At 60.2% G+C, this 22,580-nt stretch carries 22 protein-coding genes; 14 read left to right on the forward strand and 8 right to left on the reverse strand.

Annotated elements, in window-relative coordinates:
* Positions 1–74 precede the first annotated feature (74 nt).
* Genes AF70_RS15190 through AF70_RS15200 form a run of 3 tightly spaced genes read left to right on the forward strand, consistent with a single transcriptional unit; the run spans position 75 to position 2,957 of the window.
* Positions 75–1,196: a glycosyltransferase family 1 protein gene (locus tag AF70_RS15190; RefSeq protein ID WP_018926521.1), complete on the forward strand. Its 1,122-nt coding sequence runs from the start codon at positions 75–77 to the stop codon at positions 1,194–1,196.
* The gene (locus AF70_RS15195; protein WP_026331871.1) at positions 1,189–1,965 is read left to right on the forward strand and encodes a DUF2334 domain-containing protein; all 777 of its coding nucleotides are present in this window, start codon (positions 1,189–1,191) and stop codon (positions 1,963–1,965) included. The genes AF70_RS15190 and AF70_RS15195 overlap by 8 nt, the downstream gene beginning before the upstream one ends.
* Entirely contained in the window at positions 1,962–2,957 is a 996-nt protein-coding gene (locus AF70_RS15200) for a lysylphosphatidylglycerol synthase transmembrane domain-containing protein (protein WP_019581496.1), read from the forward strand. The genes AF70_RS15195 and AF70_RS15200 overlap by 4 nt, the downstream gene beginning before the upstream one ends.
* Positions 2,958–3,076: 119 nt before the next feature.
* Here the strand turns inward: AF70_RS15200 and AF70_RS15205 are convergent, their stop codons facing one another.
* Positions 3,077–3,253 (reverse strand): hypothetical protein, encoded by a 177-nt coding sequence (locus tag AF70_RS15205; protein ID WP_019581497.1) that lies wholly within the window; start codon positions 3,251–3,253, stop codon positions 3,077–3,079.
* Between the two features lie 81 nt (positions 3,254–3,334).
* Positions 3,335–4,183 (reverse strand): formyltetrahydrofolate deformylase, encoded by an 849-nt coding sequence (gene purU / locus AF70_RS15210; protein WP_028939419.1) that lies wholly within the window; start codon positions 4,181–4,183, stop codon positions 3,335–3,337.
* A 327-nt stretch (positions 4,184–4,510) separates the two neighbouring features.
* Between purU and mvaT the strand changes: the two genes are divergently transcribed.
* A complete protein-coding gene (gene mvaT / locus AF70_RS15215) occupies positions 4,511–4,888 on the forward strand; it encodes a histone-like nucleoid-structuring protein MvaT (protein ID WP_007933316.1) in 378 nt (125 codons plus the stop codon).
* Positions 4,889–4,986: 98 nt separating this feature from the next.
* Here mvaT and sbcB read toward each other — a convergent pair whose 3' ends face one another.
* Positions 4,987–6,417: an exodeoxyribonuclease I gene (sbcB, locus tag AF70_RS15220; RefSeq protein WP_028939420.1), complete on the reverse strand. Its 1,431-nt coding sequence runs from the start codon at positions 6,415–6,417 to the stop codon at positions 4,987–4,989.
* A gap of 183 nt (positions 6,418–6,600) precedes the next feature.
* Between sbcB and AF70_RS15225 the strand changes: the two genes are divergently transcribed.
* From AF70_RS15225 to AF70_RS15260, 8 genes are all read left to right on the forward strand, one after another.
* On the forward strand, positions 6,601–7,326 hold the full coding sequence (locus AF70_RS15225) for an RDD family protein (protein WP_028939421.1): 726 nt from the start codon (positions 6,601–6,603) through the stop codon (positions 7,324–7,326).
* On the forward strand, positions 7,323–8,300 hold the full coding sequence (locus AF70_RS15230) for a stage II sporulation protein M (protein ID WP_019581648.1): 978 nt from the start codon (positions 7,323–7,325) through the stop codon (positions 8,298–8,300). Before AF70_RS15225 ends, AF70_RS15230 begins: the two co-directional genes overlap by 4 nt.
* The gene (locus tag AF70_RS15235) at positions 8,287–9,831 is read left to right on the forward strand and encodes a DUF4129 domain-containing protein (RefSeq protein WP_019581501.1); all 1,545 of its coding nucleotides are present in this window, start codon (positions 8,287–8,289) and stop codon (positions 9,829–9,831) included. Before AF70_RS15230 ends, AF70_RS15235 begins: the two co-directional genes overlap by 14 nt.
* Positions 9,828–10,991, forward strand: coding sequence for a DUF4350 domain-containing protein (locus AF70_RS15240; protein ID WP_019581502.1), 1,164 nt, complete (start codon positions 9,828–9,830; stop codon positions 10,989–10,991). The genes AF70_RS15235 and AF70_RS15240 overlap by 4 nt, the downstream gene beginning before the upstream one ends.
* Positions 10,988–11,989 (forward strand): MoxR family ATPase, encoded by a 1,002-nt coding sequence (locus tag AF70_RS15245; RefSeq protein WP_018926531.1) that lies wholly within the window; start codon positions 10,988–10,990, stop codon positions 11,987–11,989. The genes AF70_RS15240 and AF70_RS15245 overlap by 4 nt, the downstream gene beginning before the upstream one ends.
* A 205-nt stretch (positions 11,990–12,194) precedes the next feature.
* Positions 12,195–13,526, forward strand: a complete 1,332-nt coding sequence (locus tag AF70_RS15250) for a DUF58 domain-containing protein (protein WP_028939422.1) — start codon at positions 12,195–12,197, stop codon at positions 13,524–13,526.
* Between the two features lie 132 nt (positions 13,527–13,658).
* Positions 13,659–13,907 carry a hypothetical protein gene (locus AF70_RS15255; RefSeq protein ID WP_019581504.1) on the forward strand — a complete coding sequence of 83 codons (249 nt, stop codon included), beginning with the start codon at positions 13,659–13,661 and terminating at the stop codon, positions 13,905–13,907.
* A 280-nt stretch (positions 13,908–14,187) separates the two neighbouring features.
* Positions 14,188–14,568 (forward strand): DUF6124 family protein, encoded by a 381-nt coding sequence (locus AF70_RS15260; protein ID WP_081625771.1) that lies wholly within the window; start codon positions 14,188–14,190, stop codon positions 14,566–14,568.
* A 50-nt stretch (positions 14,569–14,618) separates the two neighbouring features.
* Here AF70_RS15260 and AF70_RS15265 read toward each other — a convergent pair whose 3' ends face one another.
* Both AF70_RS15265 and AF70_RS15270 read right to left on the reverse strand, forming a co-directional pair.
* The gene (locus AF70_RS15265; protein ID WP_028939423.1) at positions 14,619–14,978 is read right to left on the reverse strand and encodes a PilZ domain-containing protein; all 360 of its coding nucleotides are present in this window, start codon (positions 14,976–14,978) and stop codon (positions 14,619–14,621) included.
* 237 nt (positions 14,979–15,215) lie between these two features.
* Positions 15,216–15,599, reverse strand: a complete 384-nt coding sequence (locus AF70_RS15270; protein WP_019581507.1) for a tol-pal system YbgF family protein — start codon at positions 15,597–15,599, stop codon at positions 15,216–15,218.
* Positions 15,600–15,771: 172 nt separating this feature from the next.
* Between AF70_RS15270 and pyk the strand changes: the two genes are divergently transcribed.
* Positions 15,772–17,223: a pyruvate kinase gene (gene pyk, locus AF70_RS15275; RefSeq protein ID WP_018926537.1), complete on the forward strand. Its 1,452-nt coding sequence runs from the start codon at positions 15,772–15,774 to the stop codon at positions 17,221–17,223.
* 188 nt (positions 17,224–17,411) lie between these two features.
* Here the strand turns inward: pyk and AF70_RS15280 are convergent, their stop codons facing one another.
* The 3 genes from AF70_RS15280 to AF70_RS15290 form a co-directional block, all read right to left on the reverse strand.
* On the reverse strand, positions 17,412–18,161 hold the full coding sequence (locus AF70_RS15280; protein ID WP_028939424.1) for an enoyl-CoA hydratase-related protein: 750 nt from the start codon (positions 18,159–18,161) through the stop codon (positions 17,412–17,414).
* A gap of 192 nt (positions 18,162–18,353) precedes the next feature.
* Complete coding sequence (locus AF70_RS15285; protein WP_028939425.1) at positions 18,354–19,289, reverse strand: iron-sulfur-binding ferredoxin reductase; 936 nt, start codon at positions 19,287–19,289, stop codon at positions 18,354–18,356.
* The gene (locus AF70_RS15290) at positions 19,282–20,388 is read right to left on the reverse strand and encodes a diguanylate cyclase (protein ID WP_028939426.1); all 1,107 of its coding nucleotides are present in this window, start codon (positions 20,386–20,388) and stop codon (positions 19,282–19,284) included. The genes AF70_RS15285 and AF70_RS15290 overlap by 8 nt, the downstream gene beginning before the upstream one ends.
* 576 nt (positions 20,389–20,964) lie before the next feature.
* Here AF70_RS15290 and AF70_RS15295 point away from each other — a divergent pair.
* Positions 20,965–22,488: a fumarate hydratase gene (locus tag AF70_RS15295; protein WP_019581511.1), complete on the forward strand. Its 1,524-nt coding sequence runs from the start codon at positions 20,965–20,967 to the stop codon at positions 22,486–22,488.
* Positions 22,489–22,580 lie beyond the last annotated feature (92 nt).

Here is a 22,580-nt window from a genome sequence, read left to right on the forward strand (position 1 = left end):
CCCACCGCAAAACCCCAACCGAACATCTATCCTTCATATAGGTCAACCAAAGGGAGCACATCGAACCCGGAGGGATGTTCATCGTGCATATCGCTGACATAACCATGTTCTACGCCCCTGCCAGCGGTGGCGTGCGCACGTATCTGGATGCCAAGCACCGTCGTTTGGGCATCAAACCCGGCATTTGCCATAGCCTGCTGATCCCAGGGGCGCATTTGAGTGAACAGGATGGTGTCTATACGGTTCCGGCCCCCGCCCTGCCCTTCGGCAAGGGTTATCGCTTCCCCCTCCGTCTCGGGCCGTGGCGCAATGTTCTGCGAGATTTACAACCCGATCTGATTGAAGTCGGCGACCCTTACCTGACCGCCTGGGCCGCTTTGGACGCCAAGCGACAACTCGATGTGCCGGTAATCGGTTTTTATCACTCCGACCTGCCGATGCTGGTCAGCAATCGCATGGGCAACTGGGTTACACCCAATGTCGAGGCTTATGTCAGCAAGCTCTACGGCAACTTCGACCGGGTTCTGGCGCCAAGCCAGGTCATGGCCGACAAACTGATCGGGTTAGGGGTGAAGAACGTTTTCGTACAGCCCCTGGGCGTCGACCTGCAAACGTTCAACCCCAGCGTTCGGGATCCAGGCCTGCGGGCCGAATTGGGCATCGATGAAAACACTCACCTGCTGATCTTCGCCGGCCGTGGCTCCAAGGAAAAAAACCTGCCGGTGCTGCTCAACTGCATGAAACGCCTGGGTCGTCGCTACCACCTGCTGCTGGTGGGCTCGTCGATGCCGACCCTGGTGCCGCGCAATGTCACCGTCCTCGATGAATTCTGCCCGGCAGCGCAAGTCGCGCGCCTGATGGCCAGCGCCGACGCGCTGGTGCATGCCGGCGACCAGGAAACCTTTGGCCTGGTGGTTCTCGAAGCCATGGCCAGTGGCATTCCCGTGGTGGCCGTGGCGGCCGGGGCTTTTCAAGAGATTGTTACCGATCAATGCGGCCTGCTCTGCGCGCCGAACAATCCAGTGGCGATGGCCAACACCGTTCGCGAACTGTTCAGCCAAGGCAGCGCCGCGTTGGGCAAACAGGCCCGCCGACATGTCGAGCAACATTACGCCTGGGACACCGTGGTCCACAGCCTGCTGGGGCACTATCACGCCGTACTCGGTACGCAATGGCCGCTGATCGCCAATGGCTGAGCCCATGAACACACCCAGCCTGTTGTTGGTGCTACACGACGTTGCACCGCAGACCTGGCCCGATTACCAGGCCTTCGTCGAAGCCGTCGACGCATTGGGTACAGTGCCAATGACCTGGCTGGTGGTGCCGAATTTCCATAAACATAACGACCTTGACGCATATCCGGAGTTTCGACGTTTGCTAAGCCGTCGCGTCGCTCGCGGCGACGAACTGGTACTGCACGGTTACTACCATTGCGATGAAGGGCCGATTCCCACCACTCCCCGAGACTGGTTCATGCGCCGGATCTATACCCATGAAGGCGAGTTCTATGACCTGCCTCTAGACGCCGCCCTCACCCGCCTGCGCGCCGGAATCGAGGTATTCCATCGCTACAACTGGCCGCTCGAAGGCTTTGTCGCCCCCGCCTGGCTGATGAGCGAAGGCACCCGTCAGGCGTTGCGTCAGTTACCGCTGCGCTACACCAGCGATTCGCAGCACCTGATTCGTCTGCCGGATTTCACTGCGATCGATGCCCCAGGCCTGGTCTGGAGCGCACGCAGCGCCTGGCGCCGTGGCCTGTCGAAAATCGTCAGCGATCAACGCGAACAGCGCTGGCGCCAGGCGCCGGTGATTCGTCTCGGCCTGCACCCGGTGGACATGCGCCATGAGTTCTCGCGTCAGTATTGGCTGCAAACTCTCAAGCGCTTGCTCGACGAGGGCCGTGTGCCGATGACCAAGGCCGGTTGGTTGAAACTGCAACGCGCCCCCGTCGGTCGCGCAGCATGAGCCGGGGGATTCTGCTGGTCATCGCGCTGCTCGCTGCGGTGCTCATCCCGTCGTTGCTGGGCGGCGGCGAGACATGGTCGCGGCTGCAAAGTTTTCCGTTGGAATGGCTGCTGATCATGTTCGGCATGATCCTGCTGTGCTGGGTGATCAACACCTTGCGCTTGCGCCTGTTGATGGGTGATCAGTGCATCAAGGTGAGCCGCCTGAAAAGCCTCGGGGTGGTGATGTCCGCCGAGTTCGCCTATTGCGCCACTCCCGGTGGCAGCGGCGGCCCGCTGACCATCATGGCCCTGTTGGCGCGCCACGGCGTGCGGCCGGCCAGGGGCAGCGCCGTGTTCGCCATGGACCAGTTGAGCGACTTGCTGTTTTTTCTCTGCGCGCTGAGCGCGATTCTGATTTATGCACTGTTCCAGCACCTCAGTCAGCGCCTGGAATGGATGCTGACGGTCAGCGCCATCTCGTTGTTCGGCGGGCTGTTCAGTTGTGTGTTGATGGCTCGCTGCCACCGTTCGCTGATTCGCCTGAGTGGTCGGTTGCTCGCCCGTTTCAATGTCAAGGAAGCGACCCGGCTTCGTTGGGCGCGAAAGCTCCTGCACTTCCTGGCGGCGTTCACCGACACACTGAAGTTACCCTTTCAAACATTGATCACGGTGTTTGCCCTGACCTGCCTGCATTGGGTCTTGCGGTATAGCGTGCTGTATCTGGCGTTACGCGGGCTGGGCGTGGACTTGCAATGGGCCTGGTGCTTTCTGATCCAGATGCTGTCATTGAGTGCGGGGCAGTTCAGTCTGTTGCCGGGCGGTGCCGGGGCGGCGGAACTGACGTCGGCGGCGCTGCTGGCGCCGATGGTGGGGAAATCCACCGCGGCGGCGGCGATTCTGATCTGGCGGACAGTGACTTATTACTTCTATCTGGTGGTCGGTGGCCCGGTGTTTCTGCTGATGCTCGGGCGGCCATTGCTGAAGAAGTTGATGAAGTTCAAGCAAGCTTGAAAGATCCCTGTGGTGAGGGGGCTTGCCCCCGTTCGGCGGCGCAGCCGTCGCAAGATATACCTGAAAAAATGCCGGGGGCCGCTTCGCAGCCCAACGGGGGCAAGCCCCCTCGCCACAGTTCAGGCGTCCCCGGCTGTATCTTCAGAATCGTCCTGCAACTGTTCCCACAACTCGGCGGCGCCGGGAAACTCCGTGCCGTCTTCGGGGCTCAGGTCGTCCGGATCGTAGCGGCTCAAACAGCCCTCGCCCAATGTGGCGGGCGCCTTGGAAACGGCTTTTTCCAGCGGATCGGCCATGGTCATGTCCTCGGTGCAGAAACGGCGAAGGGCCTGAAGCGATTGAACGCCCAGGCCCTTCGGATTTCAACCGTATGGTTGTCAGAACACGACGGTTTTGTTGCCGTGCACCAACACCCGGTCTTCCAGGTGATAACGCAGACCACGGGCCAGCACCATTTTCTCGACGTCACGACCGAAGCGCACCATGTCTTCAATACTGTCGCTGTGGCTGACACGCACCACGTCCTGCTCGATGATCGGACCGGCGTCCAGCTCTTCGGTGACATAGTGGCAAGTGGCACCGATCAACTTCACACCGCGCATCGAAGCCTGATGATACGGCTTGGCGCCAACGAACGACGGCAGGAAGCTGTGGTGAATGTTGATGACTTTGTGGGCATATTCGCTGCACAACTCGGGCGGCAGAATCTGCATGTAACGGGCAAGTACCACCACTTCGGCGTCGTGCTGTTTTACCAGGCGCGAGACTTCGGCGAAGGCCGGCTCCTTGTCCTGCGGGTTGACCGGTACATGGTAGTAAGGAATACCGTGCCACTCGACCATGCTGCGCAAATCGTCATGGTTGGAAATCACGCAGGCGATTTCGCAGTCCAGTTCGTCGCTGTGCCAGCGGTGCAACAAGTCAGCCAGGCAATGGGACTCACGGCTGGCCATCAACACCACGCGCTTCTTCTGCTCGGTGTCGGTGATGCGCCAGTCCATCGAGAACTCTTGGGCAATCGGTGCAAACGCTTCGCGAAAGGCTTCGATACCGAAAGGCAGCGAATCGGCACGAATTTCGTGACGCATGAAGAACCAGCCACTCTGATTGTCCGAGTGATGGCTCGCTTCAGTGATCCAGCCGTTATGTGACGCCAGAAAGTTACTGACTTTAGCAACGATGCCGACGCGGTCCGGGCAAGCAATCACCAGCCGAAAAGTGCGCATGAGGGGGAAACTCCAGAACTTCGCAAAGGCCGCCATTCTAGCGATTGCGCAGCAAAACTGCAGTATTGATGACGCGCGGCTGCGGATTGCGGTCATCGGCACAGGTTCCGGCGGTGCCATACGCCAGTGCATGGTGCTCTAGTAGCCAGTCTTCAAGGGGTTAACTGTGAATATTTGTGACGCTATTTAACTGCCTCTCCAATGAGCGTCCTATTCATCGCAACTAAATTAAGTAAAACTTCGGTTAAATGTTTACTTGATGAAACACCCTGACTATTATTGTCGCACTGTCACCCTGTCATCCAGCGCCAACATAAGGTAGTCCTCATGTCCTTGATCAACGAATATCGCGCCACCGAAGAAGCTATCAAAGAGCTGCAAGCCCGTTTGAAGAACCTGTCCCAAGACGACAAACTGCAAACCGAGCTGGAATTCGAAGGCAAATTGCGCACCCTGATGGGCGAATACTCCAAATCCCTGCGTGACATCATTGCCCTATTGGATCCAGAGTCCAAAACCAAGGCTCCACGTGGCGGCGCAGTAAAAACTACTGGCACCAAGCGTGCTCGCAAAGTTAAACAATACAAAAACCCGCACAACGGCGAAGTCATCGAAACCAAAGGTGGCAACCACAAAACTCTGAAAGAGTGGAAAGCCAAGTGGGGCGGTGACGTGGTTGAAGGCTGGGCTACCCTGCTGGGCTAAGCCGCAAGCGCGTCGCAGACTGATCCGCGACCAAAAGAACGCCAGCAAATGCTGGCGTTTTTTTATGCCCGGAATTCAATCGCAAGTCATTTTCGTTTTCAAATATTCAAACGTTTGCGTAATGCCTGGACATGAGTCTGCCATTCATCCAGAACCTCTTGCTGAAACGATGTAGGACTAATCGTCAATTGGGCGGCAGCTGTCAGAAAACTTTCCAGCGTATTGGGAGCGCCCCACTCCGGCACAGACAAACGCTGCTGACAAAACATTCGCCAACGTTCTTGCTCTTCCGGGCTCAACGTATCCGGAAAGTTGCGTGCGCGATAACGAAACAATAATTCGGGCAAACGTTCATCATCGAAAGGCCACTGCTCTTGTGCTAATTGCGCAGGGTCGGCGGCTCTGACTTGCTCACATAGACGCCGATCCCGATCGCCGATAAAACCGTCGTATAACTGTTGCTCGGGGTCCAGGCTTGCGGCGAAATCCTCGCGGGCATAAATTCCCGAGACTTTATCTTGCCAAAGTTGTTGTGCGGCACTTAGCCGCAGCGCCCGTTCCTGATAGAGCGCCATGTCCAGCCCCAAACGTTGCTGATCTTCGGGACGAAGTACCGATAACGGCGCCACCACCGGGCACTTGTTGATGTGTATGAGCTTGAGCGGCACCGGCAGTTCGCCTTCAACCAGATCGTCACGCCGGGTATAAAGCCGCTGACGCAAGGTTTCGGTATCCAGATCGAGCAGCCCCTGAGGGTCCAGGTGCAGGTCACAGACAATCAACGCGTTGCGATTGCGTGGATGCCAGGCCAGTGGCAGTACCACGCCGACATAATGGCGGGCCGCCGAAAAGCGCCCGGAAATGTGCACCATCGGCTGCAACAGCCGAATCTGGTCCATCACCTTTTGTTTGCTGCGCAACTGAAACAGCCAGTCATACAACTTCGGCTGTTTTTCACGAATCAGACGCGCCAGGGCGATGGTCGCGCGAACATCCGACAGTGCCTCGTGGGCATTCCCGTGATCGATGCCGTTGGCGGCGGTCAGGCGTTCGAGCTTGAGCGTCACCCGCCCTTCGTCATCCGTGGGCCAGACGAAGCCATCGGGACGCAACGCATAAGCCGCGCGCACGATGTCGATCAGATCCCAGCGGCTGTTGCCGCCCTGCCACTCCCGTGCGTAGGGGTCGAAAAAGTTTCGATACAGGCTGTAACGGGTCATCTCGTCGTCGAAACGCAGCGTGTTGTACCCCGCCCCACAAGTGCCGGGCAGGGCGAGCTGGGCATGCACCCGTGTCATGAAATCGGCTTCGCTCAAACCTTGCTCGGCCAGAAGGCCAGGCGTGATACCGGTGATCGCGCAGGCTGCCGGATGCGGCAGGATGTCGTCACTGGGCTGGCAGTAGAGATTGACCGGCTCGTCTATTTCATTGAGATCGAAGTCGGTGCGAATCCCCGCCACTTGCAACGGACGGTCGCAACGGGGGTTGATGCCAGTGGTTTCGTAGTCGTACCAGAAGATCGAGGTCACGGGTTGTTCCTGAACAGAAGACCGGCGAAGTCTAGGCGCACACAGGCTGCCCCGACCAGAATTCTTGTTATTCAATCACCTCTGGCCACGCACCGTGCAATACATAGTTATGTCGTTTTCCCCTGAGAGGCTGCTAGCATCGGACGGACATCGATTCGCAAACCAGCCACACCAAGGTTGCCCATGCTCGAGACCACAGCACTGCCACGGAAAGCAACGCTGGCCCCGCCACTGGACACGCGGTATCACGTCGAAACGCCCGAAGGCATCGACTTGCCACTGCGCCCGGCCGGGTTGATGGTCCGTGCGCTGGCGTTCGCCATCGACCTGGGCCTGCGCGGGTTGATCCTGGGCCTGCTGTTCATGGTGCTGGCGTTCCTCGGCAAACTCGGCGCCGGGCTTGGCTCGATTCTGCTGTTCGTGGTGAGCTGGTGGTACATGGTGCTGTTCGAGGTGCTCAATCAGGGGCGCTCGCCGGGCAAGCAATGGATGGGGTTGCGCGTGGTGCACGACGATGGCACCCCCATCGGCTGGTCCGCGTCCTTGCTGCGTAACCTGTTGCGATTTGTCGACATGTTGCCGTTCGGCTACTTCCTCGGGGCGATCAGTTGCCTGCAACATCCCACTTTCAAGCGCCTCGGCGATCTGGCCGCCGGCACGCTGGTGATCTACCGCGAACAACCGCTCACCCGACCGCAGTTACCTGATGCCCCGCCGCGCCGTGCCGCTTTCGCGCTGACGCTGACCGAACAACGCGCCATCCTCGGGTTTGCCGAGCGCCAGGGTGAACTCTCTGAGGCGCGGGCAAGCGAACTCGCCTCGATACTCGCGCAACCGCTGCACGTTTCAGCGCCGCAGGCCGTGGCCGAACTCAACGGCATCGCCCGCGGACTGTTGGGCCCGACATGAAGCAAAGCCTATTCGAAAGCCGCCACAAGACCGAATGGGAGCAGTTTGCACTCATGCTCGAACGGCTGGAACGCGGCAAGGAAACCTCGCGAGTCGCCAGCTTCCCCAGCGATTATCGACGGCTCTGCCAACACCTGGCCCTGGCTCAGGAGCGTGGTTACAGCAGCTTTTTGGTCGACTCGTTACAGCAACAAGTGCTGCGCGGGCATCAACAGCTTTATCGGCATCGCAGTTGGCTGAGGGCCAACGTACTGAGCTTCATCCTTGCCGACTTCCCGCGACTGGTGCGCGAACAATGGCGCTTCGTGCTTGCCGCCAGCCTGATATTTTTTGGCAGCCTGATTGGCATCGGGCTGCTGGTGTATCTGTTCCCGGAACTGGTCTACAACCTGATCCCGGCCGAGCAGGTCAGTGAGATGCAAAGCATGTATGACCCCGTCGCCGGTCATCTGGGGCGCTTGGCGGAACGGGCGGCCAGTGAAGACTGGGAGATGTTCGGTTACTACATCATGCACAACATCGGCATCGCGTTTCAGACCTTCGCCAGCGGTTTGCTGTTTGGCCTGGGCAGCGCGTTTTTCCTGTTCTTTAACGGCTTGATGATCGGTGCGGTGGCCGGGCACCTGACGCACATCGGCTACGGGCAAACCTTCTGGTCATTCGTGATCGGGCACGGCGCCTTCGAACTGAGCGCCATTGCCCTGGCCGGTGCCGCCGGCCTGCAACTGGGCTGGGCGTTGATCGCGCCGGGACGTTTGCCCCGTGCCGAAGCCCTGCGAGTGGCGGCGAGCAAGAGCGTGTTGCTGATTTGCGGGGTCATGCTGTTTTTGTTGATTGCAGCGTTTATAGAAGCCTACTGGTCGTCGCGGACCGGAGTCACGCCGCTGACCAAATACCTGGTCGGCGCAGCGCTCTGGGTGTTGGTCGGGACTTATCTGCTGTTTGCCGGACGGACCCGCCATGCGCCTGAGTGACGCCAGTGCAGTGATTCGCCCACGCACAAACTGGGAAGCCATGGACCTCGGGGTGCTGCTGAGTCAGCGCCATCGACGCCTGTTGATGACCAGTTGGGCGATCGTGACCCTACCGATTTTTACCTTGCTCAGCCTGATGCTGTGGGATTCGCCCTCCCTCGCCCTGTTCCTGTTCTGGTGGCTCAAACCGGCGTTCGATCGGCTGCCGCTGTACATCCTGTCCAAAGCCATGTTCGGCGAAACACCCACACTGAAACAGGCCCTGCGCCAATGGCCGCGTCTGCTCCCGCCGCAACTGCTGGCCAGCCTGACCTGGCGCCGCCTGAGCCTGAGCCGCAGCTTTCTGATGCCGGTGGTACAACTCGAAGGCCTGGAGGGCGAAGCACGACAACAGCGTTTACGCGTGCTCTTGCAGCGCAATGCCGGTGCCGCGCAATGGCTGACGATCATCGGCGTGCACCTGGAAACCGCGTTGTGGATCGGCCTGATGGTGCTGTTCTACATGCTCTTGCCGCTGCAGGTCGAACTCGACTGGGGCTGGCAGACCTTGATTGCCGCCGCCACACAAGACTGGCGCTGGCTGGAACACCTGACCAATGCTTTTTACGCCCTGGTGCTGGTGGTCTGGGAGCCGATTTATGTCGCCTGTGGTTTCAGCCTTTACCTGAACCGGCGCACACGATTGGAGGCCTGGGACATCGAACTGGTGTTCCGCCGCTTGCGCCAGCGCCTGAGCAGCGCAGTCATCACGTTGCTGCTGGCGGCGTTTGTGCTGGTGCCGACGGGGCAAAGCGTCTGGGCCGCCGAACCGGGCATGTCACCAGACAGCCCGCGTCTGCTGGAGCAACCGCTGACCAGTCAGGCATCCCGAGACAGCATCAAGGCCATCCTCGATCAGCCACCGTTCAAGAACAAGGAAACGGTGACCCGCTATCGGTTTGGCCAAGACAAGCCCAACGACGACACTGCGCACGGTGGTCAAACACCCGCCTGGCTGAAAGCGCTGTTCAGTTTGCTCGACAGCCAACGTTTCGGCGTATTGGCCAACCTGATCGAGGTGTTGCTGTGGGGCGCGGTGATCGGCGCCATTGGCCTGTTGATCTGGCGTTACCGCGACTGGTTGCAGGCGTTCGTCAGCCGCCGGCCGGCGTTGAACCATAAAGTGACGCGACCATCGCCGCAGCAGGCGTTCGGCCTGGACCTCAACCGCGAAACCCTGCCCGCCGATATCGCGGCCAGCGCCGAAAGCCTCTGGCAAACCAACCCGCGTGAAGCCCTTGGCTTGCTCTATCGCGCCTTGCTCAGCCACTTGCTGAACGACTTCAACATGACGCTCAAACCCGCCGACACCGAAGGCGAAGTGCTTCAGCGCGTTGAACAATTGAAGCAACCGGCGTTGCTGGCCTTCAGTAAAAACCTGACCGCACACTGGCAGAACATGGCCTACGGGCATCGCCTGCCACCGGCGCATTTGCAACAGGAACTGTGTGACGGCTGGCGCGCATTGTTCGGCCCGGGAGCGGTCCGTTGAACCGCAGGGCATGGCTGGCGGTCGGCGTGTTCATCGTCGTGCTCTTGGGTGCGCTGAGTGTTTACCTGTATTTCAAGGCCACGCCCTATCAGGTACAAATCGAACACGGCCCGTCCCCTGAAGCCCAGGCCAATCCCTACCTGGCCGCCGAGCATTTTCTGCGCAAACAGGGCCTGACCGTCAGCCACGCCAACAGCCTCGACATCCTGCCGACCCTCGAACCGCGTCAGCACAGCCTGTTGTTGCTCGGCGACCGGTCCAACATGTCGCCGCGCCAGGTGGATCAGGTATTGAACTGGACCCGGGCCGGTGGGCGCCTGGTATTCGTCGCCGAAGCCCTGTGGGATGAAAAGACCGGCCAAAGCAATGACCTGCTGCTCGACCGGGTGCAGTTGCACCAGTTCCTGAGCAAAGACCTCAAGGACTCGCCTCCCGATCTGCGCGATGATCCCTACCCCAAACTGACCAAGCTCTATCTGGAAAACGAAGAGGCGCCGGCCTACTTCAGCTTCGATACCGCGTTCCACCTCGACGACCCGAAAAACCTCGCCCAGGCCTGGGCCAACAGTGGCAAGGCCACGCACATGATGCAGCTGAGCCACGGGCTGGGTTCGATCACCGTGGTCACCGACGCCGACCTCTGGAAAACCCCGGCCATCAACCAGTACGACAACGCCTGGCTGCTGTGGTACCTGACCGCCGACACCGGTGTGACCCTGCTGTTCAATACCGAGCACGACAGTCTGCTGACCTTGTTGTGGCGTTACTTTCCCCAAGCCCTGGTAGCCCTGATCGCCTTGATCGCTTTGGGTTTCTGGCACGTTGGCGTGCGCAGCGGCCCGTTGCTGGAGCCGGCCCCAAGGGCGCGTCGGCATCTTCAGGAACACCTGCGCGCAAGCGCCGATTTCATGCTGCGCCGCAGCGGTCAGCACAGCCTGTTGCACGCCTTGCAGCAAGACATCCTGCGTCGTGTCCGCCACCGTCATCCCGGTTTTGAACAACTCGGCGTCGCCGAACAATGGCTGGTGCTCGCACGCCTGACCGGCCACCCCACACGCGCCATCAGCCAGGCCATGAGCCCGCGACCGAAGCAGCGGCTGTCCAGCGCTGAATTCAGCCGTCAGGTCGCCCACCTGCAAACCTTGAGGAACGCCTTATGAGTGAACAGATCGAGCCCGGCACCCAGACCCACGCCGCCCAACAGCGCCAGCGCGCCAGCCAGTTGGCCCAGGCGATAAGAACGGAATTGCAAAAAGCGGTGATCGGCCAGAACACCGTGATCGACGATGTGCTCACCGCCCTGATCGCCGGCGGCCATGTGCTGCTCGAAGGCGTGCCGGGGTTGGGCAAGACGTTGCTGGTGCGCGCCCTCGCCCGTTGCTTCGGTGGCGAATACGCCCGCATCCAGTTCACCCCGGACCTGATGCCCAGCGACGTCACCGGGCATGCGGTGTACGACCTGCAGACCGAGCAATTCAAACTGCGCAAAGGCCCATTGTTCACCAACCTACTATTGGCCGACGAGATCAACCGCGCCCCGGCAAAAACCCAGGCCGCGTTGCTCGAAGCCATGCAGGAACGCCAGGTCACCCTCGAAGGCCGCGCCCTGCCCATCGCGCAACCGTTCATGGTGCTGGCCACACAGAACCCCATCGAACAGGAAGGCACCTACCCACTGCCGGAAGCCGAGCTCGACCGCTTCATGCTCAAGGTGCGCATGGACTACCCCGAGGCCGATCAGGAACTGGACATGGTGCGTCAGGTCAGCCGCTCGACCCGCGCCGACATGCTCGATGTACAACCGCTGCGCACCGTGTTGCAAGCCAAGGACGTGCTGGCCTTGCAGCGCATTGCCAGCGATCTGCCGCTGGACGATCAGGTGCTCGATTACGCCGTGCGCCTGGCCCGCACCACCCGCACCTGGCCGGGTTTGACCCTCGGCGCCGGGCCTCGCGCCTCCATCGCCCTGGCACGTTGCGCCCGCGCCCGCGCCTTGTTGCGCGGAGGCGAGTTCGTGATTCCCGACGACATCAAAGGTTGCGCCCTGGCGGTACTGCGTCACCGCGTGCGGATTGCCCCGGAGCTGGACATCGAAGGGCTGGACGTCGATCAGGTGCTCAAGCAACTGCTCGACCAAGTGCCGGCGCCACGGTTATGACCCCCTCTATTTCGTTACACGCCACTCCTGTGGCGAGGGGGCTTGCCCCCGTTGGGTTGCGAAGCGACCCCAAAACCTGCAATCGCATATCGACAGACACACCGCGGTTGTCGGGTTTACGACTGCTTCGCAGCCGAACGCGGGCAAGCCCGCTCGCCACAGAATTACCGTGCCAGACCAACCCTTGCCACGAAGTCGCGACGCCATGAAACCCTCGCGCCTGCTCTTGACCTGGCTCACTATCCTGCTGGCCATCGGCATCGTGCTGGGCGCCTTACGGGCGCTGGACATCGCCGTTCCATCAAGCCTTTTATCGATCAACTGGGGATTACTGCTAGCCCTGTTGGCCCTGGCGATACTCGACGCCATTCGCCTCAAGCGTTTGTCCTCACCGCGCCTCCAGCGACAAATGCCCGGCAGCCTGGCACTCGGTCGATGGAGCGAAGTGCGATTGGAGGTCGAGCATAATTTTACCCAACCACTGAACATTCAGATCTTCGACCACGTACCCGACGGCCTGAGCTTCGAAAACCTGCCCCTGTCGGTCGAACTGCAACCCGGCCAACAGAGCCAGATCAGCTACCGCCTGCGCCCGCTCATGCGCGGCCATTTCAGCTTCGAACACTGCGAAATCAACCTGCCGAGCCCCATGGGTTTGTGGTCCGACAAACGCCTGCTCAACATACCCGACACCACCCGCGTCTACCCCGACTTCGCCCGCCTCTACGGCGGCGAACTGCTGGCGGTGGACAACTGGCTCAGCCAGCTCGGCGTGCGCCAACGACAACGTCGCGGCCTGGGCCTGGAATTCCATCAGCTGCGCGAATTCCGCGAAGGCGACAGCCTGCGCCAGATCGACTGGAAAGCCACCGCCCGCCAACGCACCCCCATCGCCCGCGAATACCAGGACGAGCGCGACCAGCAAATCATCTTCATGCTCGACTGCGGCCGGCGCATGCGCAACCAGGATGGCGAGCTCGCCCATTTCGATCACGCACTCAACGCCTGCCTGTTGCTCAGCTACATCGCCCTGCGCCAAGGCGATGCAGTCGGCCTGAGCACCTTCGCCAGCGACCGACCGCACTACCTCGCCCCGGTCAAAGGCACGGGCCAGCTCAACGTATTGCTCAACACCGTCTATGACCTCGACAGCACCCAACGCCCCGCCGACTATCAGGCTGCCGCCACGCAATTACTGGCCCGACAAAAACGCCGGGCGCTGGTGGTGCTGGTCACCAACCTGCGGGATGAAGACGATGAAGAACTGCTGACTGCCGTCAAACGCCTGAGCAAATTGCATAGAGTGTTGGTGGCCAGTTTGCGTGAAGACTTGCTCGATAATCTAAGGCACGCGCCAGTGCAGACATTGCCGGAGGCGCTGGCTTATTGCGGGACGGTGGATTATTTGAATGACCGGGCGCAACTCCATGAGCGGTTGAGTGCTCATGGAGTGCCGGTGGTGGATGCTCGGCCTGGGGAGTTGGGGGCCGAGTTGGTGACGGCGTATTTGGGGTGGAAAAAAGCTGGGACGATGTAACGTCGAATCGTATATAAAATCGTCATATCACGATGTCTACATGAATATGACGTGCGAGCACGTACGACAGGCCTTCAATCCGGGTACTTACGAAAACCAATCCCCTGAAAGCTCTATCACAAGGAATCAATCATGGACGAGACAAACCTATTTGCTTCAGTGCTAACGCAGATCAATGAGAACCAACTGGCTTTGGGCGCCGCTATAGAAGAACTATCGAATTGGGTGGCGCAACGAGGGGGTACCGAAGTAGCGGATAACATCCGATGTGCAATGCAAACGATAGATCGAAACCAAGAATTCATCTCTTTGGCACTTATTTCTATCTCCACCGATTTTAAAGAATCACAGGTTCCAAAAAAGAATGCCCCTAATGACTAGCTAACCATCAAGAGTCGCAATTCTCCTCGGTTGTTACCCGATGCCTCTCATCGGGTAACAACTGACGCTCATGGTCAGTAATCTGCTTGTTGTCCTCCTCCCGACTTCTCGAATAGCAGCGCTAACGGCTACAGAATGAAGCGCATCTGCCTACAAGTGTCAGCGACCTGGGCTGATTGTGGGTGCTGTCCGTCCCGACATAAGGTTCTCCTTCCCTCGCTGCCGTCCATTCGTCTACCTCCGAATCGGCGGTAGCTCCAACAAGGAGTTAACCGTGTTAATGCCTCGACCCAATCCACGCAATACCATCCCGCGTTCCCCCTACGGAACCCTCGACTCAAGAAAACTCCAAGAAGCTGCCAACAGGGCTCTAGATCACTATCTAAAACAGGAAAACACTGAGCCGTGTTTTGCCAACGAGCGCCCCACCGAGGAACGATCCATGAAAATGTTCACCGTTGTCCCCGATGCCAATCCCGAAGCCTTGACCATCGAGACCTACGAAACCTTTTCGACGGTCAGCATTCTGCTGCTCGACCTGGCTGAAAGCCTGGACGACAAGCCGCGACATCTGGCCATGGCGATTTATCGGATGAGTGAGTTGGGGTTGATGCTGGTGGAGCGATCGCTGGATAACGAGAAGGCGATTAAAACGACGTAGCGACGAATCCCAGTAGCAGGCTGTGCCAGCTGCTACTGGTTGCGGATTTGTCAGGCTGAAGCAGGCAATGGCTGAAAGCTGAAGTACTGCGTCAACGCCTCCATCAGCTGCCCATACTCCGGCGGTGCCGGTTGCAGGCTGAACCCGGCGTCATAATGGTGGGGCGTGGCGTCTTCATGGCACCACAGACAACACGCCTTCAGGTCAATGACCTGCTGGCAGCCGTCGCTGGCGGGGATTTTCAATCGCAGGTCAAAGTCGACGCCCACCATCATCGGCAACTGGCTGATGAGCATCAGCCCGTCGTTGGACAAGTTGCCCAGAAAGCCGATGGGTTTGTCGGTGACGCTGTTGAACACTTTCAGAAAATACGGCAGTTGATGCCGCTCGATCCGGCGGTCGGTAAACATGCGCAAATGGCCCAGCAAGGCCCTTAAGCAGGGCCGCACTAATGCTTCGGAACGTGCCGGCTACTTGATAAGCCTGGGCGCGCTCTCCCCGATCCTGGTGCGTCAGTCCTTACAACGCTGACGTTTACTGCAGCCGATCACAGGTATCACCTCGGTTTAGAAGCAGGGTTCTAAAACCGATCTATTCGACTATAGCTCACCACCGCCGGGCGGCCAGCCGTTGCATGACAGCGGCCATCAGAACTGCGTCGGGCGCACGGCCGCCGCGCTGCGCGTCGGGTAATGGCCCAGGCTCTGCAAGGTTTCCAGACGGGCACGGGCGCGATAGGCATATTCGCTTTGCGGGTAGGCCGCGATGATGTACTGGTAGGTCTGGGCCGCATCAATAAACAGCTTCTGCCGTTCCAGGCACTGGCCACGCATCATCGACACTTCCGGCTGTACGTAGCGACGGGAACGACTTTCACGATCGACCTTGGACAGTTCGAGCATCACCTGTTCGCAGTTACCGCGTTCGTAGGCGCTGTAGGCATTGTTCAAATGATGGTCCATCGACCAACGGGTGCAGCCCGTGACGCTGAGGACGCTGAGGGCAAGGGCGGCAGTGGGCACGAATCGCATGGGGGATCTCCTGTCTTGTGCTCTGTATCGACCCGTTGTCGGAAATCTTCAGGATGGCGTGCTGCAAAGTTGTCACGTTCAATAAAGAAAGCAATAAGTAGTGCAAACGAACAATGACTACACCCAAAGACCATAGTAGCCTCTGCTAGCGCTTGAACTCAGGAGTCTTTGCATGTCCGTCCGTCGTACCAAAATCGTCGCTACCCTTGGCCCGGCCAGTAACTCGCCGGAAGTTCTCGAACAGCTGATTCTGGCTGGCCTGGACGTCGCCCGCCTGAACTTCTCCCACGGCACCCCCGACGAGCACAAGGCTCGCGCGAAGCTGGTGCGTGACCTCGCTGCCAAGCACGGCCGCTTCGTCGCCCTGCTGGGTGACCTGCAAGGCCCGAAAATCCGTATCGCCAAATTCGCCAACAAGCGGATCGAGCTGAAGATCGGTGATCAATTCACCTTCTCCACCAGCCATCCGTTGACCGAAGGCAACCAGCAAGTGGTCGGCATCGACTACCCGGACCTGGTAAAAGACTGCGGCGTGGGCGACGAGCTACTGCTCGACGACGGCCGCGTGGTGATGCGCGTCGATACCGCCACCGCCACCGAACTGAATTGCACCGTGACCATCGGCGGCCCGCTGTCGGACCATAAAGGCATCAACCGTCGCGGCGGTGGCCTGACGGCGCCGGCCCTGACCGAGAAAGACAAGGCCGACATCAAGCTCGCCGCCGAGATGGAAGTCGACTACCTCGCGGTGTCCTTCCCGCGTGACGCCGCCGACATGGAATACGCCCGTCAACTGCGCGACGAAGCCGGCGGCACTGCCTGGCTGGTGGCGAAGATCGAACGCGCCGAAGCCGTGGCCGACGACGAAACCCTCGACGGCCTGATCAAGGCCTCCGACGCGGTGATGGTTGCCCGTGGTGACCTGGGTGTGGAAATCGGCGACGCTGAGCTTGTGGGCATTCAGAAGAAAATCATTCTGCACGCTCGCCGCCACAACAAAGCCGTGATCGTCGCGACCCAGATGATGGAGTCGATGATCCAGAACCCGATGCCGACCCGCGCCGAAGTGTCCGACGTAGCCAACGCCGTACTCGACTACACGGACGCCGTGATGTTGTCGGCGGAAAGTGCTGCTGGCCTGTACCCGCTGGAAGCGGTGCAAGCCATGGCGCGCATTTGCATCGGCGCTGAAAAGCACCCGACCAGCAAGACCTCCAGCCACCGCATCGGCAAGGAATTCGAGCGCTGCGACGAGAGCATCGCGCTGGCAACCATGTACACCGCCAACCACTTCCCGGGCGTGAAAGCGATCATCGCGCTGACCGAAAGCGGCTACACCCCGCTGATCATGTCGCGTATCCGCTCGTCGGTGCCGATTTACGCGTTCACCCCGCACCGCGAAGCCCAGGCCCGCGCAGCGATGTTCCGTGGCGTGTACACCGTTCCGTTCGACCCGGCCTCGCTGGCACCGAACGAAGTCAGCCAGAAAGCCATCGACGAGCTGGTCAAGCGCGGCGTCGTGCAGAAAGGCGACTGGGTCATCCTGACCAAGGGCGACAGCTACCACACCACCGGCGGTACCAACGGCATGAAGATCCTGCACGTGGGCGACCCGCAGGTCTGAGTGACCGATTGCTGAAAAACAAAAGCCCCGCCATGTGAATGGAGGGGCTTTTTGGTTTTTGATCCGCAAGTCGTGTTGCCCAGGCGGGGCTCTTCGCGGGCAAGCCGCTGCCAACCAAGTCAGAGCTCAACACAAAACCTGTGGGAGCGAGGCTTGCCCGCGAAGAGGCCCGCACGATCACCGAAGATTCAATGCCTGCTGATAAACCCCGACAACGCCGCAATCGCTTCCGGCGAACGCAGCCGTTGGTTGAACAACGCGCCCTCCTCCTCGATCACTTTACGGATCAACTCGCGATCCGGTGCCTTCATCAATTGCTTGCTGATGCGCACTGCCTCCGGTGGCAACTCATCAAAGCGCAACGCCATCTCCCGCGCCTTGGCCAATGCCGCTTCGCCACTGCCCAAGGCCTCAGTCGCGATCCCCCACGCGGCGGCCTGTTCGCCACTGAAACCTTCCCCAAGCAACAACAACTGCGCCGCTTTGGCCTGCCCGAGCAAACGCGGCAGGATCAGACTGGAACCGAACTCCGGGCATAACCCCAGATTGACGAATGGCATGCGCAACCTCGCATCCGCACTGACATAAACCAGATCGCAATGCAGCAGCATCGTCGTGCCGATCCCCACCGCCGCGCCGGCTACCGCAGCGATCACTGGCTTGCGGCACTCAAGAAGGCCGAGCATGAAGTGAAACACCGGGCTGTCGAGGTTACCCGGCGGTTGCTGGATGAAGTCGGCGATGTCGTTGCCAGCCGTGAAGCACTCGGCGCTGCCGGTGATCAGCACGGCGTTGATGTCGGGATCGCTGTCGGCAAGCCGCAAACCCTCCGCCAGCTGGCTGTACATGGCGCGGGTCAGGGCGTTTTTCTTTTCCGGGCGGTTGAGGCGCAGGGTCAGTAAACCGCGCTCACGTTCAAACTGGATGGCGTCGGGCATGGCGTGTCCTGATCTGAGAGGATCAACTGTGGCGAGGGAGCTTGCTCCCGTTCGGCTGCGAAGCAGTCGTAAAACCGGCACGCTCGGTTTGTCTGATACCCGAGGTAGCGTCTGTTTTTAGGGGCCGCTTCGCAGCCCAACGGGGGCGAGCCCCCTCGCCACAGCAAGCTCCCTCGCCACAAAAATCAGCGCTCAACCATGGGGTACAAAGACATCCGCCAGCAGTTGATTGCGCGGCAAACCCGCCAGGTACAAGCGCCGGGCAAAGGCGTCGACGCTGTCGGGTGCTCCGCAGACTAAGGCCAGGGTTTGCCGGGAAACAAGGTGCAGTTGCGCCAAAGCCGCTGGCAACTCGGCCGCCGTCCACAGCTCGACATTAAGGTTTTCACGGCCCTCGGCCATGGCTTGCAGGGGTTTGGCCAGATAATGCTCACTGGCATCATGGGCCAGGTGAATGACGCGGATGGCGCCCTGGTGATGCTGCCGCAAGGCTTCGCGCAAGATGCCGAACAACGGCCCCAGACCGGTGCCGGCCGCCAGCAACCACAGTGGTCGGGTGTGCCAGTCCGGATCGTAATGCAGCGCCCCGCCGCGCAACTCGCCGAGGCGGATCGGATCGCCGATTTTCAAGCGACGCGCCGCGTCACTGAATTCCCCCGGTTGACGGCAATCGAGGTGGAATTCCAGAAAGCGGTCTTCTTCTGGCAGGCTGGCCAGGGAATATGGCCGCGCCACCTGCCCCGCCCACAACACCAGATGCTGCCCCGCCTGATAGCGCAACGGGCGCTCGCTGGTCAGGCGCAAGCGCAACACGCTGGCGCTCAGCCAATCGCTGGCGACCACTTGCGCGGCAAGACCATCGTGCAGCGGGTCAAAAGTTTCGACTTGCAGATCGTCAACCACCTGGCACTGACAGGCCAACCGCCAACCCTGTTGGCGCTGTTCATTGCTCAAGGCATCGGGACGGCTGTCGCTGGGCAGGCCCTCGACACATTTGACCAGGCACGCGTGGCAACTGCCGGCGCGGCAGCTATAGGGCACCGGCACGCCGTTTTGATTGAGGGCATCGAGCAGGTTACTGCCTACCGCCACTGCCCATTGGCGTTCGCCGACCCGTAACTCAGGCATCGACATTCTCCCAGGCGGCCGCGCAACGGTTACGGCCGTCACGCTTGGCGCGGTACAGCGCCTGATCGGCGCAGTGCAAGGCACGATCCAGATCGTCACCCAATTCCAACAAGGTCATGCCCGCCGACAGGCTGAGGTGGGCGATCTCCAGGCCGACCAATTCGACATCCATGAAGGCTATGCGCAAGCGCTCGCAACAGGCCGTCAGGCGCTCGGCATCGCAATCGGGCAACAGCACCACGAATTCTTCACCGCCATAACGGGCCAGAATATCGCCATCGCGCAGGCAGGCCGTGGCCACTCCGGCGAACGCTTGCAGCACCTGATCGCCGGCGGCGTGGCCATGAACATCGTTGATACGTTTGAAGTGGTCGAGGTCGATCAGCGCCAGGCCATGCACCACACCGACTTCCATGGCGTTCAGCTCGCGGGAGGCCAGGCGCAGAAAATGCCGGCGGTTGAACAGCCCGGTGAGTTCGTCGGTCGCCACCAGGCCTTCGAGCTGGCGCATCATCCCGCGCAGGGTGTCTTGATGCGCCTGCAAGGCGAACCGCCGCTGCCGCATACGCTGGCGCGACACCTGGACGTAACGGGCATAGAGCACCAGCCAGCCGAGTACCACAAACAGCACGCACACCTGCAACAGGGCCTGCGTCGGGTCGTGCAGCTTGAAGTGGTAAAGCTCCCATAACGTGATGGCGCTGAAACTGAAAAACACCAGCAACGCGCAACGCACAAAAGCAATACGCGACAGATGAAACAGCCCGAACAACAGGATCAGCAGGTAAAACACCAGAAACGCACCGCGCGCCTCGTCCAGATGGACGATCAGCCAGGATTGCCAACCCAGCCCCAGCAGTATTTGCACTTCGGTCAGGCTGGGGTCGGAACAGCGCAGGTTCGTGCCGCTGTAAAACACCGCGAACAACACGGCCTGGCTGAACACCGTCAACACGCTGCCGATCACCATGCCGGCAAGGGAGTCGTCGTAATGGCCGGTGAAAAACGCCAGCCACACCAGCAGCAAGGCCAGGGCATAAGTGCCGGCCGCAAGGGCAAAGCGTTTGAGCAAAAGCCGCTGGATGGCGTTATGGGTCAATCGTTGATTCACCGTGCGAAAGGAGGCTGTCAGAGAGTCCTACTCTACAGGCCGGATGCCACTTTAGTGGCGAGTCTGATAAATGACCATTCAATTTTTAGGGCGAAATTCTGGCGTCAAACCCATGACCCGTTTCCTGTGAGTCGAGCCTTGCTGCATTCCAGGTAGCAGCTGCCGAAGACTGCGTTCGCTGTAGCAGCTGTCGAGCTTGCGAGGCTGCGTTCGGCTGCGTTCGGCTGCGAAGCAGTCGTGAATCCGGCTGACACGGTCTACCTGACATACCGCAAATCTCTGATATTGCGACTGCTTCGCAGCCGAACGCAGCCTTCGGCAGCTGCCACAGGTTCGCGTTGTGCGGCTATATCAGGATTCGTGGCGATCCGCACCGGCGATGTATGCGACCAACGTTTGACTGTCAACAGATGTACCCGCCTTTGATGCGCGGTATACTGCCGCGCCTTTTTAGCGTCGCGCCAGCATGCCCGGCGTGCCTTGAAAGGTGTCTGCGACCGACCGATGCACCCAAGCCGCAGGCACCTTATTGAATGTTCCCGTCTTTTAGAGGAGCGCGACTCGATGACCGTGATCAAGCAAGACGACCTGATTCAGAGCGTTGCCGACGCCCTGCAATTCATTTCTTACTACCACCCCGTGGATTTCATCCAGGCGATGCACGAGGCCTACCTGCGTGAAGAATCGCCGGCAGCCCGCGATTCCATCGCGCAAATCCTGATCAACTCGCGCATGTGCGCCACCGGCCACCGCCCGATCTGCCAGGACACCGGCATCGTCACCGTGTTCGTGCGCGTAGGCATGGACGTACGTTGGGATGGCGCCACCATGGGCCTGGACGACATGATCAACGAAGGTGTGCGCCGGGCTTACAACCTGCCGGAAAACGTCCTGCGTGCCTCGATCCTCGCCGACCCGGCGGGTGCTCGTAAAAACACCAAGGACAACACCCCGGCCGTTATCCACTACTCCATCGTTCCGGGTAACACCGTGGAAGTGGACGTGGCGGCCAAGGGCGGCGGTTCCGAGAACAAGTCGAAAATGGCCATGCTCAACCCATCCGACTCGATCGTCGACTGGGTGTTGAAAACCGTTCCGACCATGGGCGCCGGCTGGTGCCCACCGGGCATGCTCGGCATTGGCATCGGCGGCACCGCCGAGAAAGCCGCCGTGATGGCCAAGGAAGTGTTGATGGAATCCATCGACATTCACGAGCTCAAAGCACGCGGCCCGCAGAACCGTATCGAAGAGATGCGCCTGGAGCTGTTCGAGAAGGTCAACCAACTGGGCATCGGCGCCCAGGGCCTGGGCGGTCTGACCACCGTGCTCGACGTGAAGATCATGGATTACCCGACCCACGCCGCCTCCCTGCCGGTGTGCATGATCCCCAACTGCGCCGCCACCCGTCACGCGCACTTCGTGCTCGACGGTTCCGGCCCGGCATCCTTGGAAGCGCCACCGCTGGACGCCTACCCGGAAATCGTCTGGGAAGCCGGCCCGTCGGCCCGTCGCGTCAACCTCGACACCCTGACGCCGGAAGAAGTGCAGAGCTGGAAGCCGGGCGAAACCGTCCTGCTCAACGGCAAGATGCTCACCGGTCGCGACGCCGCGCACAAGCGCATGGTCGAGATGCTGAACAAGGGCGAAACCCTGCCGGTGGACCTGAAAGGTCGCTTCATCTACTACGTCGGCCCGGTTGATCCGGTGCGCGAAGAAGTGGTTGGCCCTGCCGGCCCGACTACCGCCACGCGGATGGACAAGTTCACTCGTCAGATCCTCGAGCAAACCGGCCTGTTGGGCATGATCGGCAAATCCGAGCGCGGCCCGACCGCAATCGAAGCGATCAAGGACCACAAAGCCGTTTACCTGATGGCAGTCGGCGGCGCGGCTTACCTGGTGGCGCAAGCGATCAAAAAATCCCGCGTGGTGGCATTCGCCGAACTGGGGATGGAAGCCATCTACGAGTTCGACGTGAAAGACATGCCGGTGACTGTTGCGGTGGACAGCAAAGGTGAGTCGGTACACATCACCGGTCCTGCCATCTGGCAGAAAAAGATCAGTGAAAGCCTGGCGGTCGAAGTGCAGTAAGCGCTTCGATTGACCCCAACGGCCGGCTCGTCAGATGACGACCCGGCCGTTTTTTTGCTGACGAACAGTGTCAATCGGCATTAAAAACTTTC

The sequence above is a fragment of the Pseudomonas sp. KD5 genome, from assembly GCF_012932895.1.
Classification (GTDB): domain Bacteria; phylum Pseudomonadota; class Gammaproteobacteria; order Pseudomonadales; family Pseudomonadaceae; genus Aquipseudomonas.